Here is a 13,486-nt window from a genome sequence, read left to right as displayed (position 1 = left end):
CCGCCGACGAGGGTAGCGGAGCGATCCGGCTCGTCAGGCGGGAACACCCGCGTCGGCGACGTACGCCGTCCCGCGAGCCTCGCGGGTCCACAGCACGCCGTCGCCCGCGGTCGGGCCCTGCGCGGCGAGCTCGCGCTTGAGCACCTTGTTGGTGGCCGTGCTGGGCAGGTCGGGCGCCACCCGCACGAACCGGGGCCAGGCCTTGGCCGAGAGGTCGGGCTGGGCGGCGAGGAACTCCTCGAGCTCGGCCGGCGAGAGCGTCGCCTCGTCCTGGAGCACGATCGCCGCCATCACCTGGTCGCCGACGTGCTCGTCCGGGACCGCGTAGACCGCGACCCGGTTGACCACGGGCAGCCGCTGGAGGATCCGCTCGATCGGCGCCGCGGCGAGGTTCTCGCCGTCCACCCGCATCCAGTCGGCGGTGCGTCCGGCGAGGTAGATCCACCCGTCGGCGTCGCGGTAGGCCAGGTCGCCGGACCAGTACATCCCGTGGCGCATCCGGTCGGCGTCGGCGTCGGGGTCGTTGTAGTAGCCCCCGAAGTAGCCCCCGCCGGTGGTGTTCACCAGCTCCCCCACCGCCGCGGGCGCGTTGAGGAGCTTGCCGTGCTCGTCGAACTCGGCGACCGCGCACTCCGTGACCGTCTCCGGGTCGTAGATCGCGACGCCCTCGAAGCCCTTGCCGATCGAGCCCGGCGGCGTCCCGGGCTCCCGGGTGATGATCACCGCCAGCTCCGTGGAGCCGAACCCGTCCCACACGTCGCAGCCGAACCGGCGGGCGAACTCCTCGATGTCGCGGTCGCTGGCCTCGTTGCCGAACGCCACCCGCAGGGTGTTGTCGGCGTCGTCGGGGCGCTCGGGGGTCGCCAGCACGTAGGCGAGCGGCTTCCCGACGTAGTTCATGTAGGTGACGCCGTACCGGCGGACGTCGTCGAGGAAGCCCGAGGCGCTGAATCGGGCCGGCACGATCGTGGCGCCCGCGCACAGGGCCGGGCTCCACCCGGCCACGACGGCGTTGGAGTGGAACAGCGGCATCGCCACGTAGCAGACGTCATCGGGCCCGAGCTCGAAGCGGCCCTGCAGGTTGAGCCCGGAGAACAGCACCATCAGGTGGCTGACCTGGACGGCCTTGGGGTCCCCGCTGGTGCCGGAGGTGAAGATCATCATGAAGGTGTCCATCGCCTCGACCTCGCGGTACGGCGTCAGCGGACTCGCCCCGGCGACCAGCTGTCGCCACTCGTCGGTGCCGGTGACCAGCACGCGGACGTCGCCGAGGTCCAGGCCGTCGAGCAGCGGTCGGTGCTCCTCGTCGGTCACCAGGACCTGGCACTCCGCGCGACGGAGGTCCGTCAGGAGCCCGTCGCCACGGCGGGTGTTGTTGATCCCGCAGAGGGTGAAGCCGCCGAGCCCCGCGGCCGCCATCATCCGGAGCATGTCCGGGGTGTTGCCCAGCAGCGTCCCGACGTGCATCGGCCGGTCCGGCGCCGCCACCCCGATCAGGGCCGACGCCACCGCCGACGCCTCGGCCACGTGCTCGCGCCAGGTCCAGGAGTCCTCGCCGTGGCGCACGGCGGTGCCGTCGTCGTCGGCCCGCTCGCGCAGCAGCTGCTGGATCGTCTCGGCCATGCCGTGCCCTCCCCCTGTCCGGCGGTCCCACCGGCCCGTTGTCGACGCGTGTCAACGTAGGCGACCACCGGCCATTTCTGCAACGCGTTCTAGTTGCTGGTCGCGGTCGGGTTCCGGTGGGTCGCGGGCGTCTCCGCGGCGGGGACGTTTCCGTTCAATTGCTCGGTCCGGCCCGCCTTACCGACCGGTAACCGGGACTTCTCCCAGCAATTGAACGGAAACGGACGACCTCACGGCACCGATCGGGTTGCGACCGGAGCCATACTGGTCCGGTGCCTGTCACCCGTGGCTTCCTCGGCAAGCGCCGACCCTCCCGTCCGGACCGGCTCCCGCCCGGCCAGTACGACACCGGCAGCTCCTGGCCCACCCTGACCGCGGAGGCCACGCCCCGCATCGACCTCGACCGCTGGACGATGAGCGTCGACGGCCTCGTCGGGCGACCGCAGAGCTGGACGTGGTCCGACCTGCACGCCCTGGAGGGCTCGACGTACGTCGGCGACATCCACTGCGTGACGACCTGGTCGAAGTTCGACATGACGTTCGCCGGGGTCAGCGTGGACACCCTGCTCGAGGCGGCGATGCCGCTGCCCGAGGCGCGGTTCGTGATGGCGCACTCGACCACCGGCTACACGACGAACCTGCCGCTCGAGGACGTCACCGGCGGCAAGGCCTGGGTCGTCTGGGAGGTCGACGGCAAGCCGCTGCCGACCGGCCACGGCGGCCCGGTGCGCCTGCTGGTGCCACACCTCTACTTCTGGAAGTCGGCGAAGTGGGTCACCCGGCTGGAGCTGATGGAGCGCGACCGGCCCGGGTTCTGGGAGCAGAACGGCTACCACGACCGCGGCGACCCGTGGCTGGAGCAGCGCTACCAGGGCGACCCGTGAGGACGGTGCCCTAGGTGCCCGCGCCCGCCGGTGGCTGGACGACCGGCACCATCATCGAGCTCGACCACCCGACCGACCGGCTGGTGCGCCTGCGTCTCCACGTCGACGACCGGGTCGACCACCTCGCCGGCCAGCACTACGTCGTCCGGTTGCGGGCGCCCGACGGGTACACCGCCCAGCGCTCGTACTCCGTCGCCTCCGACCCCGACGACCCGCTGCTGGAGCTGATGGTGGAGTGCCTGCCGGGCGGTGAGGTCTCGGGGTTCCTCCACGACGCGGCGGAGGTGGGCGACGTGCTCGAGCTGCGCGGCCCGATCGGCGGCTGGTTCGTCTGGGAGGGCGACGTCACCGCGGTCTGCGTCGCCGGCGGTTCCGGGGTGGTCCCGGTCGTGGCGATGACCCGGGTGGTGAGGCGGCTCGGCCTCCAGGACCGCCTCCGCGTGGTCGTCGTCGCCCGCACCTGGGAGGACCTCCCCTACGCCGCCGAGCTCCAGCGGTACGGCGCGTTCATCGCGCTGACCCGCGAGAACCTCGGCGACCGGGTCGCGGCGCCGCCGTACCCCGACGAGCTGGCGACGCACGTCGGCGGTGCCGAGCGCGCCTACGTCTGCGGCTCGGTCGGGTTCGCGTCGTACGCCACCCGGCTGCTCGAGGACACGGGCGTGGACCCCGACGTGATCCGCGTGGAGCAGTTCGGTGAAACCGGGTGAGCGAGCCCCGGACGGGCGACCCTAGGATCACCGCATGTACATGATTCTGGGCCTGATCCTGTTCGGCATGGTGGTCGGTGCCATCGCTCAGTTCATCCTGGGCCGCGAGGAAGGCGGCGTGAACTGGACGATGGCGATCGTGGCCGGCATCGCGGGCTCGTTCGTCGGTGGTCTCCTGGTCAGCCTGCTCTCCGGCGACGGCCTCGACCTCAAGCCCAGCGGGATCATCGGCTCGATCATCGGGGCCCTGATCGTCACCGCGGCCTGGCGCTACTTCGCCGCGCCCACCCCCGACAAGTCGTGACCCGTACCCCGGGCGCGAGCGGGTGAGCGCCGCCTTCGGGCACTTCCGCGTCGGGTTCGTCACCGGTGCGACGCCGGACAAGTGGGCGCGCACCTGGCGCGAGCGCTACGCCCGCGACCCGCTCGAGCTGGTCCCCCTGACCGAGGAGGACCAGGAGGTCCGGGTGCGCGAGGGCACGCTCGACATGGCGCTGGTGCGGCTGCCGGTCGACCGGGACGGGCTGCACCTGATCCCGCTGTACGAGGAGCTGCCGGTCGCGGTCATGGGCGCCGAGCACCTGCTCACGCTCACCGAGGAGGTCACCACCGCCGACCTCGCCGACGAGCAGCTGGTCCTGCCCGAGCGCTCGGGGTGGACACCGGACGCCGAGCAGCTCACCTGGCCGCCGATGTCGGTCGCCGAGGCCGTCGAGGTGGTCGCCTCGGGCACCGGTGTGGTCGTCGTGCCGATGTCGGTCGCGCGGCTCCACCACCGCCGCGACACCACCTACCGCGTGGTCACCGACCTGGCCCCGACCAGCGTCGGGCTGGCCTGGCTGGTGGAGAACGACGACCCGTGGGTCCAACGGTTCATCGGCATCGTCCGCGGCCGGACCGAGCGCAGCTCGCGCGGGTGAGCCGCCGCACCCGAGGGTGAGGGTGCTCACGTCGCCGTTTCACCCCGCGGGGTGGGTGGTACGTGAAGTGGCGTGACTACCGACCAGTACGCCCGTAGCCGCCCGGTCGCCGACACTGTCAGGACCCCCGTCGACGACCCGGTCCCCCACCCTGCCCTCGACCACCACCCGGTGGACGAGGCGGCTCCCGAGGGGGGCCTGGACAAGGTCGTGTTCGGCGTCACCGCCGCGCTGGCCGTCGCCTTCCTGGTCTGGGGATTCGTCAGCACCGGGTCGCTGGCGAGCGCGTCCGGCACCGCCCTGTCGTGGGTGATGCGCGACACGGGCTGGCTGTTCGTGACCACGTCCAGCGCGTTCGTGGTGTTCGTGATCTGGCTGGCCGCGAGCCGCTACGGCACCATCCCGCTCGGCCGCGACGACGAGGAGCCGGAGTTCCGGACCGTCTCGTGGGTGGCGATGATGTTCAGCGCCGGCATGGGCATCGGGCTGATGTTCTACGGCGTCAGCGAGCCGATCACGCACTTCGCCACGCCCCCGCCGGGCACCGGTGACGCCGGGAACCCGGCCGCCACGCAGCACGCGATGGCCACCACCCTCTTCCACTGGACCCTGCATCCCTGGGCGATCTACGCCGTCGTCGGTCTCGCGATCGCGTACGGCGTCTACCGCAAGGGTCGCCTGCAGTTGATCTCGGCGGCCTTCGAGCCGCTGCTCGGCAGCCGCGCCCACGGCGGGTGGGGCAAGGTCATCGACATGCTGGCGATCTTCGCCACGCTCTTCGGCTCCGCCGCCTCGCTCGGTCTCGGCGCCCTGCAGATCCGCAGCGGCCTGGAGATCGTCGCCGGCATCGGCCGCGTCGGCAACGGCGTCCTGGTCGCGATCATCGCCGTGCTGACCGTCGCGTTCATCCTCTCGGCCGTCTCGGGCGTCGCCAAGGGCATCCAGTGGCTCTCGAACATCAACATGGTGCTGGCGATCGCGCTGGCGGCGTTCGTGTTCGTCCTCGGCCCGACGGTGTTCATCCTCAACCTGGTGCCCACCTCCATCGGCAGCTACCTGCAGGACCTCGCGATGATGTCGGCACGGACCGGCGCCGAGGGCACCGCGACCAGCACCTGGTTGCAGTCCTGGACCGTCTTCTACTGGGCCTGGTGGATCTCCTGGACCCCCTTCGTGGGGATGTTCATCGCCCGGATCTCCCGCGGCCGGACGGTGCGCCAGTTCGTCACCGGCGTGCTCCTGGTGCCGAGCCTGGTCAGCCTGGTCTGGTTCTGCATCTTCGGTGGTGCCGCGATCGACCTGCAGAAGTCCGGCACCGACATCGCCGGGGCCGGCGGCATCGAGTCGCAGCTGTTCAGCACCCTCGAGGCCTACCCGCTCGCCACCGTCGCGAGCATCGTGGTGATGGTCCTGGTCGCGATCTTCTTCGTCTCCGGCGCCGACGCCGCCTCGATCGTCATGGGCACGCTCTCCGAGCGGGGAACGATGGAGCCGAGCCGCCGTACGGTCGTGTTCTGGGGCGTCGCGACAGGCGCCGTCGCCGCGGTCATGCTCCTCGCGGGCGGCACCGACGCCCTCACCGGGCTGCAGACGATCACGATCGTCGCGGCGCTGCCCTTCGTGGTGGTGATGATCGGGCTGGCCGTCTCACTGGTGAAGGACCTGCGCAGCGACCCGATGATGGTCCGCCGCCGGTACGCCGAGGAGGCGGTCGAGGCCGCGGTCATCACCGGCGTCACCGAGCACGGCGACGACTTCGTGATCGCCGTCGACCGCGACCCGGAGGCCTGAGCCGGAGGCGCGGCTCGGCCTACCAGCTCGTGTCGAGCGGGCGGCCCTCGTGGAACCCGGCCGCCGACTGCACGCCGACGACCGCCCGCTCGTGGAGCTCCGCGAGCGAGGCGGCGCCGGCGTACGTGCAGGCCGAGCGGACGCCGGAGCAGATCTGGTCGACCAGGTCCTCCACGCCCGGGCGCGCCGGGTCGAGGTACATCCGCGACGAGGAGATGCCCTCCTCGTAGAGCCCCTTGCGGGCCCGGTCGAAGGCGGACTCACCGGACGTCCGGTTGGCGACCGCCCGGGCGGAGGCCATGCCGAAGGAGACCTTGTAGGCCCGGCCGTCGGAGTCGAGCATGAGGTCGCCCGGCGACTCGTGGGTGCCGGCGAACCAGGACCCGATCATCACCGCGGAGGCACCGGCCGCGAGGGCGAGGGCGACGTCGCGCGGGTGTCGGACGCCGCCGTCGGCCCAGACGTGCCGGCCGAGCTCGCGCGCCGCCTCGGCACACTCGAGGACCGCGGAGAACTGGGGCCGTCCGACACCGGTCATCATCCGGGTCGTGCACATCGCACCGGGCCCGACGCCGACCTTGACGATGTCGGCGCCGGCCTCGACCAGGGCCCGGGTGCCCTCGGCGGAGACCACGTTGCCCGCGGCGATCGGCACCTGCGGGTCCAGGGCTCGTACGACGGCGAGCGCCTCGAGCATCCGCTCCTGGTGCCCGTGCGCCGTGTCGACGACCAGGCAGTCCACGCCGGCGGCGAGGAGCGCCTCGGCCTTCTGCGGCAGGTCGCCGTTGACCCCGACGGCGGCGGCCACGCGCAGGTCGCCGCGGCCGTCGACGGCGGGCTGGTAGAGGGTCGCGCGCAGCGCACCGGTGCGGGTGAGGACCCCGAGCAGCCGGCCGTCGTCGTCGACCGCCACCGCGAGCGACGCGTGGGCGGCGTCCAGGCGGTCGAAGGCGTCGCGAGGGTCGGCGTCGGCGGCCAGGAGCACGGCGATCGGCTGCATCACGTGCCGGACCTGGGCGAACCGGTCGACCTCCACGCAGTCGGCCTCCGAGACCACCCCCAGCGGGCGTCCCTCGGCCACGACCACCGCGGCCCGGTGCGCCCGCTTGGGGATCAGCGCCAGGGCCTCCGCGACGGTCTGGTGCGGCGCCAGCTCGATCGGGGTGTCGAAGACCAGGTGCCGCGACTTCACGAACTCGACCACGTCCGCGACCACCGCGGCCGGGATGTCCTGGGGGATGACGGCGAGCCCGCCGCGGCGGGCCACGGTCTCGGCCATCCGCTTGCCGGCGATCGCGGTCATGTTGGCGACGACGAGGGGCAGCGTAGCGCCGGTCCCGTCGCTGGTGGCCAGGTCGACGTCGTACCGGCTGGCGACCGCGGAGTGCCGCGGGACCATGAAGACGTCGTCGTAGGTCAGGTCGTGGGGCGGCGGGGTCGCGTCGAGGAAGCGCACGTCGCACCAGTCTAGGTTGACCCCGTGCCCTTCGTGCCCCCAGGACAGCCCGCAGCGCTCAGCACCGTCGTGTCCGACGCGTTCGTGTCGGCCTACGGCGGCCCGCCCGCCGTCGTCGCCCGGGCCCCGGGGCGGGTGAACCTGATCGGCGAGCACACCGACTACAACGCGGGCCTGGTGCTCCCGGTGGCGCTCCCCCACGCGACGTACGCGGCGGTCTCGCCGCGCTCGGACGACACGGTGCGGATCGGCAGCCTGGAGCAGCCGGAGCCGTGGACGGGCACCCTCGCGACCCTCGCGGACGCAGAGGGCTGGGGTGCGTACGCCGCCGGCGTGCTGTGGGCGCTGCGGGAGGCCGGTGTCGCCCTACCCGGGGCGGACGTCCTGGTCAGCGGCACGGTGCCGCTCGGGGCGGGGCTGTCGAGCTCGGCGGCGCTGGAGTGCTCGGTCGCCGTCGCCGCCTGCGCCGCGTCGGAGGTCGAGCTGGACCGGTCGCTGGTCGTCGCGGCCTGCATCCGGGCGGAGGCCGAGGTGGCCGGCGCACCAACGGGCGGGATGGACCAGACGGTCTCGATGCTGGCCGAGGTGGGGTCCGCACTGCTCATCGACTTCGACCTGCACACCTCCGAGCCGGTCGCGCTCCCCCTCGACGTGGCCGGCCTCGCGCTGCTCGTCACCGACACCCGCGTCTCGCACGCCCTGGTCGACGGCGGGTACGCCGAGCGCCGGGCCGACTGCGAGGAGGCGGCCCGCGCGCTCGGCGTCCCGTCCCTGCGGCACGCCACGCTCGAGGCGGTCGAGGCGTTGGCGGACGACCGGGTCCGGCGCCGCGCCCGGCACGTGGTCACCGAGATCGACCGCGTCCGCGCGGTCGTGGCGGCCCTGGAAGCCCGCGACTGGACCGCCGTCGGAGCCCGGCTCGCGGAGTCCCACGTCTCCATGCGCGACGACTTCGAGATCTCCTGCCCCGAGCTCGACCTCGCGGTCGACACCGCGGTCGAGGCCGGCGCCGTCGGCGCCCGGATGACCGGCGGCGGCTTCGGCGGGTCGTCGCTCGCGCTGGTGCCGGCAGCCCGGCTCGACGCCGTCGTCCGCGCGATCGACACCGCGTTCGCCGCCGCCGGCTTCGCCGCCCCCCAGCACCTGCTCGCCGAGCCCGCCGGCCGGGCCGGCCTGGTGGACTGACCGGCACCCTCAGGTCGCGGACACCCCGATCCGGCCCTCGCGGAACGCGGTGACGAACCGGGAGTGGTCCTCGCGCACCTGCTCGGCGTAGGTCATGCCGAAGTCGGTCACCCAGGCGACCAGCTCCTTGCGGCGTCGGTGCACGCACTCGGCGATGGCGTCCTCGACCTGGAAGTCGACGAGGTCCTGGTCGCTGTCCTCGTCGGAGGCGCAGTGGATCTTGGCGGTCGCGCGGCCGAGCAGGTCGATGACGGCGGCGATCTCGTCGGGCTCGGTCAGGTTGCTCCAGTCGAGGTCGACCTCGTAGGGAGACAGCTCGGAGACGACGTACCCCACGCCCTCCATCTCGGTGTGGCCGAGCAGCGGGTCGGTGTGCACCTGGAGCGCCCGCTGGCTGACCACGGTCCGCTGCCCCTCGTGGTCGAAGTACCGCTCGACCGCCGCACTGTCGACGAACCGGCTGACGGCCGGCACGTTGGCCTGCTTCATCGACAGCACGACGTCGTTGTCGAGCGCCTGGCTGAACCCCTCCACGAGCAGGTTGTACGCCGGCAGGCCGGCGCTGCCGATGCCGAACCCGGTCTTCCCCACGACGTCGCGCAGCTCGTAGAACAGCGCCCGGTCGAACCGCTTGGTCGACGGGATCGAGTCCAGATAGCCCTCGAAGGCCGCCACCACCCGCGCCCGCTCACGCTTCCCCAGCCGGCGGACGGAGTCGTCGTGCCGGAACACCCGGGTGCCGCCCTCGAGGACGGTCAGGGAGTCGAGCAGGTCGGCCCGGCGCTCCTGCCGGGCCACGACGAGCGCGGCGTGGATCGGCCCGTCCGTGTTGTCCAGGTGCAGTGCGAAGTCGTCGTCCTCGGACCGCCGGTACTCGTCGACCTGGGCCAGGTAGGCGCGCAGGTAGCGGCCGACCAGGCGGCGCACGTCCTGCTCGGGCAGGGCCTTCTGCCACCCGACCAGGGCCAGGGACGCCGCGAACCGCTGCAGGTCCCAGGTGAACCGCCCCAGGTAGGCCTCGTCGAAGTCGTTGATGTCGAAGACCAGCCGGCCGTCGGAGTTCAGGTAGGTGCCGAAGTTCTCGACGTGCAGGTCGCCGTGCACCCAGATCCGCCCGCTGCGCTCGTCGCAGAACGGGTCCTCCTCCGCCGTCACGTCGGCGTAGAACAGGCAGGCCGTGCCGCGGTAGAACGCGTGCGGGTCGGTGGCCATGGTCCGGTACTTCCGCCGGAAGGCGACCGGGTCCGCCTCCATCAGCGGGGCGAACGCGTCGTCGAGGACCGAGACGATCAGGTCGGTCCGGTCGCTCGGGGAGTGGCGCATGCCACGCAGCATGCCCAGGGCGACCGGGTACATGCTTCAATCCAGGACAGGACCGAGGAACGCGACCGAAGGGAAGCCCCGTGGCCAGCAAGAGCGCTCTGCAGAAGCTCCAGGAGACCGTCGTCGGGACGGTCAAGGGGGCGATCACGCACCCCGTCGGCACCGCCGAGAAGGCGGTCGGTCACGCACGCGGCACGATCACCCTCGGCCGGACGGTCGCCGGCCAGGTCGCCAAGGACGCGGCGGGTGCCGTGACCAGCCGGCTCCCCGGTCGCCACGGCGGCGCGGCGGCGGCTCCGCACGCCCGGACGCCCGAGGTGGCCGTCCCGGCGCCCGCGGACAGGGCCCCCGCGGACAAGGCCCCCGCGAAGAAGGCTCCCGCGAAGAAGGCGCCCGCGAAGAAGGCGCCCGCGAAGAAGGCGCCCGCGAAGAAGGCCCCGGTCAAGGCCCCGGTGACCGACGTCGCCACCGAGCTGGTGAAGGAGCAGGCCGCCCAGCGGGCCGAGCAGGCCGAGCAGGCCGCCACGACGCCGGCGCCGCCCGCCCCGGAGAACGCCATCGACGCGGCCGCCGACGCCAGCCACGTCGACGCGACCCCCGCGGACCTCGCCAAGAAGGCCGCGACCCGCAAGCCCGCCGCGAAGAAGGCGCCGGCCACCAAGGCCCCCGCCACGAAGTCCGCCGCGAAGAAGGCGCCCACCAAGAAGTCCACGCCGAGCGCGAAGCTGCCCGCACGCAAGGCGGCACCGGCCGCGGAGACCAGCCCGTCGCCGGCCCCAGCGGCGACGCAGGCCTCGACGCCGGCCCCGGCGCCCGCCCCCAAGACCGCGGCCGACCTGCTCGAGGACGCGGAGCTCCCCAGCCCGATCGACGCGATCGGCACCAGCGCGGCCTCCGACCCCGAGAAGGGCTGACGACGGCCGACCGGCTGCCCGACCCGGCCCTGGTCGTCCTGGTCGGTGCCTCGGGTTCCGGCAAGTCGACCTGGGCGCGGGAGCGGTACCGCCGCGACGAGATCGTCTCCTCCGACGACCTCCGCGGCGTCGTCGGCAGCGGACCGCACGACCTGGGCGCGTCCGACGACGCGTTCGCGATCCTGGAGCAGGTCGTCGACGCGCGGCTGGGGCGCGGCCTCACCACCGTCGTCGACACGCTCGGCCTCGACGACGTACGACGCGCGCGCTGGCTCGCTGCCGCCCGCGCCGCCGGGCTCCCGGCCGTGGCCGTGCTCCTGGAGACCCCCGACGAGGTCTGCCGGGCCCGCAACCGCGAGCGCGACCGGCCGGTCCCGGCGCCGGCCCTGGCCGGCCAGCTGAGGAAGGTCCGGGCCCTCGACCTGGCCGGCTGGGACGTGGTCCACCGGGTGGCACCGACCGGTCGTGGGCCCGACGTCGCCTCGGAGCGCGTCCTCGCGGATCCGACGCCGCCCGCGGACCGCCGCAGCTCGCAGGGGCTGCGGTTCGTGCTCCAGGTGGGCCGGTTCCCGTGGGGCGAGGACCCGGCAGCCTGGCTGGCCGGCGTCGCCCGGGCCGCGGACGACGCGGGGTTCGCCGGCCTGGCCCTGATGGACCACCTCGTCCAGATCCCCCAGGTCGCCCGGGCCTGGGAGCCGATCCCGGAGCCCTGGGTCACGCTCGGGCTCCTGGCGGGGCTCGACACCGGGCTCGAGCTCGGCACCCTGGTCACCCCGGTGACCTTCCGCCCGGCCGGCGTCACGGCCAAGGCGGCGGCCACCCTCGACGTGCTGACCGGCGGCCGGGCGTTCGTCGGGATCGGAGCCGGGTGGTGGGAGCGCGAGCACGCGGCGTACGGCCTGCCGTTCCCGGCACCGCGCGAACGGGTCCGCGACGTGGCCGCCGCGATCGAGACGATGCGCGCGCTGTGGGCCCCCGGGACGGGGGCGTACGACGGCAGCTCGGTCTCGCTGCCCGAGACCACCTGCTACCCGCGGCCGGTGCACGACATCCCGGTCGTGGTGGGCGGGTCCGGACCGCAGCTGCTGCGCACCGCCGCCCGGCTGGCGGATGCCGTCAACGTCCGGACCGAGCACGTCGAGCGGGCCCGGGCCGCGGTCGAGGGCACGGACGTGCGGATCACGGTGCTGGACCTCCCGGTCGTCGGCAGGGACCGCGAGGACACCTGGGCGCGCGTCGAGAGGCTGCGCGGCGGCACCGCCGCGTCGGCGTACGCCCGGAGGACGAACGCCGGCACCCCGGTCGAGCAGCGCGACCGCTACGGCGCGCTGGCCGACCGGGGTGTCGACACCGTCTTCCTCGCCGTCGGCGACCTCGAGGGTCCCGACGACGTGGAGCGGCTCGCTCCCCTGCTGGCCTGACGGGACCTGGCGGCTACCTCAGCTCGGCGCTGCTGAGCCCGAGCACCCGCCGCGCCACGATCAGCTGCTGGATCTGCTGGGTGCCCTCGAAGATGTCGAGGATCTTGGAGTCGCGCGCCCACTTCTCGAGCAGCTCGGACTCGCTGTACCCCACCGACCCGGCCAGCTCGACGCACGAGAGCGTGATGTCGGAGCCGACCCGCCCCGCCTTCGCCTTGGCCATCGAGGCCTCGAGCGAGTTGGGCCGGCGGTTGTCGGCCATCCACGCGGCCTGGAGCATCAGCAGGTACGCCGCCTCCCAGTCCGCCTCCATCTGGAGCAGCTTCGCGGCGGCCGCGTGCTGGAGGTGCCCCGGTCGATCGTGGTCGACGGTCACGCCGGCCTGCTCGAGCAGCTCGCGGGTGAGGTCGAGGGACGCCCGGGCACAGCCGACGGCCATCGAGGCGACGAGCGGACGGGTGTTGTCGAAGGTCGCCATCGCGCCGGCGAAGCCCTGCTTGGTGTCGACCTCGGGCGAGCCGAGCAGGTTCTCCTTCGGCACCCGGCAGTCCTCGAAGATGATCGCGGCGGTGTCGGATGCCTTGATGCCGAGCTTGTGCTCGAGCCGCTCGACCCGCATCCCGGGGGTGCCCTTCGGCACGACGAAGGACTTGATCGCGGCGCGGCCCAGCGACCGGTCGAGGGTCGCCCAGACCACGACGGCGTCGGCCCGCTCCCCGGAGGTGACGTAGATCTTCTCGCCGTTGATGACGTACTCGTCGCCGTCCAGCACGGCGGTCGTCTGGATGTTGGCGGAGTCCGACCCGGTCCCGGGCTCGGTGATCGCCATCGCGGCCCACACGCCGGCGAAGCGCTCCTGCTGCTCCGCGTCGGCGACCGAGGCGATCGCGGAGTTGCCGAGCCCTTGGCGGGGCATCGACAGCAGCAGCCCGACGTCGCCCCAGCACATCTCGGCGATCGACATCACCGAGGCCAGGTTCGTGCCGTTGCGCACGCCGCCCTGCTCGGCGGGCGTCTCCTCGCGGCGCACGCCCGCGGCGCCCGCCCCCTCGCTCGCCCCGGACTCCGAGAGCCCGTCGATCATCGCGGCGAGCAGGTCCAGCTCCTGGGGGTAGGCGTGCTCGGCCTTGTCGTACTTGCGCGAGATCGGCCGGAGCATGTTCATCGCGACCTGGTGCGCCTGGCCGACGAGCGGCCGGAGCTTCTTGGGGTCATCCAGGTTGATCGCCATCAGTGTTTGGGCCCCTTTCGGGTTGTTG

The 13,486-nt window shown here is 73.1% G+C and carries 12 protein-coding genes; 8 read left to right on the top strand and 4 right to left on the bottom strand.

Annotated features, from left to right (window positions below; all coding sequences use genetic code 11):
- Positions 1-33: 33 nt before the first annotated feature.
- Positions 34-1,623, bottom strand: coding sequence for a fatty-acid--CoA ligase FadD1 (gene fadD1, locus ACILQ5_RS10705; RefSeq protein WP_395657984.1), 1,590 nt, complete (start codon positions 1,621-1,623; stop codon positions 34-36).
- Positions 1,624-1,895: 272 nt separating this feature from the next.
- Between fadD1 and ACILQ5_RS10700 the strand changes: the two genes are divergently transcribed.
- From ACILQ5_RS10700 to ACILQ5_RS10680, 5 genes are all read left to right on the top strand, one after another.
- On the top strand, positions 1,896-2,507 hold the full coding sequence (locus ACILQ5_RS10700) for a sulfite oxidase-like oxidoreductase (protein ID WP_395657983.1): 612 nt from the start codon (positions 1,896-1,898) through the stop codon (positions 2,505-2,507).
- A 14-nt stretch (positions 2,508-2,521) separates the two neighbouring features.
- Entirely contained in the window at positions 2,522-3,217 is a 696-nt protein-coding gene (locus ACILQ5_RS10695; RefSeq protein ID WP_395657982.1) for an FAD-binding oxidoreductase, read from the top strand.
- 34 nt (positions 3,218-3,251) lie between these two features.
- Positions 3,252-3,521, top strand: coding sequence for a GlsB/YeaQ/YmgE family stress response membrane protein (locus tag ACILQ5_RS10690; protein ID WP_395657981.1), 270 nt, complete (start codon positions 3,252-3,254; stop codon positions 3,519-3,521).
- A gap of 22 nt (positions 3,522-3,543) precedes the next feature.
- On the top strand, positions 3,544-4,137 hold the full coding sequence (locus ACILQ5_RS10685) for a LysR family substrate-binding domain-containing protein (protein WP_395657980.1): 594 nt from the start codon (positions 3,544-3,546) through the stop codon (positions 4,135-4,137).
- 72 nt (positions 4,138-4,209) lie between these two features.
- Entirely contained in the window at positions 4,210-5,928 is a 1,719-nt protein-coding gene (locus tag ACILQ5_RS10680; RefSeq protein ID WP_395657979.1) for a BCCT family transporter, read from the top strand.
- A gap of 19 nt (positions 5,929-5,947) precedes the next feature.
- Here the strand turns inward: ACILQ5_RS10680 and ACILQ5_RS10675 are convergent, their stop codons facing one another.
- Complete coding sequence (locus ACILQ5_RS10675; protein ID WP_395657978.1) at positions 5,948-7,384, bottom strand: GuaB1 family IMP dehydrogenase-related protein; 1,437 nt, start codon at positions 7,382-7,384, stop codon at positions 5,948-5,950.
- A gap of 24 nt (positions 7,385-7,408) precedes the next feature.
- Here ACILQ5_RS10675 and galK point away from each other — a divergent pair, with 24 nt between their 5' ends.
- Entirely contained in the window at positions 7,409-8,569 is a 1,161-nt protein-coding gene (galK, locus tag ACILQ5_RS10670; RefSeq protein ID WP_395657977.1) for a galactokinase, read from the top strand.
- 9 nt (positions 8,570-8,578) lie between these two features.
- On the opposite strand, the gene ACILQ5_RS10665 is transcribed toward galK, so the two are convergent.
- On the bottom strand, positions 8,579-9,925 hold the full coding sequence (locus ACILQ5_RS10665; RefSeq protein WP_395657976.1) for a DUF2252 domain-containing protein: 1,347 nt from the start codon (positions 9,923-9,925) through the stop codon (positions 8,579-8,581).
- Between the two features lie 47 nt (positions 9,926-9,972).
- Between ACILQ5_RS10665 and ACILQ5_RS10660 the strand changes: the two genes are divergently transcribed.
- Positions 9,973-10,806, top strand: a complete 834-nt coding sequence (locus ACILQ5_RS10660; protein ID WP_395658052.1) for a hypothetical protein — start codon at positions 9,973-9,975, stop codon at positions 10,804-10,806.
- Entirely contained in the window at positions 10,803-12,227 is a 1,425-nt protein-coding gene (locus tag ACILQ5_RS10655) for an LLM class flavin-dependent oxidoreductase (RefSeq protein WP_395658048.1), read from the top strand. The genes ACILQ5_RS10660 and ACILQ5_RS10655 overlap by 4 nt, the downstream gene beginning before the upstream one ends.
- 13 nt (positions 12,228-12,240) lie before the next feature.
- Here the strand turns inward: ACILQ5_RS10655 and ACILQ5_RS10650 are convergent, their stop codons facing one another.
- Positions 12,241-13,458, bottom strand: a complete 1,218-nt coding sequence (locus tag ACILQ5_RS10650; protein WP_395657975.1) for an acyl-CoA dehydrogenase family protein — start codon at positions 13,456-13,458, stop codon at positions 12,241-12,243.
- Positions 13,459-13,486: the final 28 nt, after the last annotated feature.

This window comes from Nocardioides sp. (assembly GCF_044226305.1).
Classification (GTDB): domain Bacteria; phylum Actinomycetota; class Actinomycetes; order Propionibacteriales; family Nocardioidaceae; genus Nocardioides.
The sequence above is the reverse complement of the archived record's forward strand: the minus strand, read 5'-3'. Positions and strand labels throughout refer to the sequence as shown.

What these genes read in the sequence shown, in the direction of transcription:
- fadD1 (WP_395657984.1), bottom strand. Translation starts at nt 1,623, where the DNA reads ATGGCCGAGACGATCCAGCAGCTGCTGCGCGAGCGGGCCGACGACGAC.
- ACILQ5_RS10690 (WP_395657981.1), top strand. Translation starts at nt 3,252, where the DNA reads ATGTACATGATTCTGGGCCTGATCCTGTTCGGCATGGTGGTCGGTGCC.
- ACILQ5_RS10665 (WP_395657976.1), bottom strand. Translation starts at nt 9,925, where the DNA reads ATGTACCCGGTCGCCCTGGGCATGCTGCGTGGCATGCGCCACTCCCCG.
- ACILQ5_RS10650 (WP_395657975.1), bottom strand. Translation starts at nt 13,458, where the DNA reads ATGGCGATCAACCTGGATGACCCCAAGAAGCTCCGGCCGCTCGTCGGC.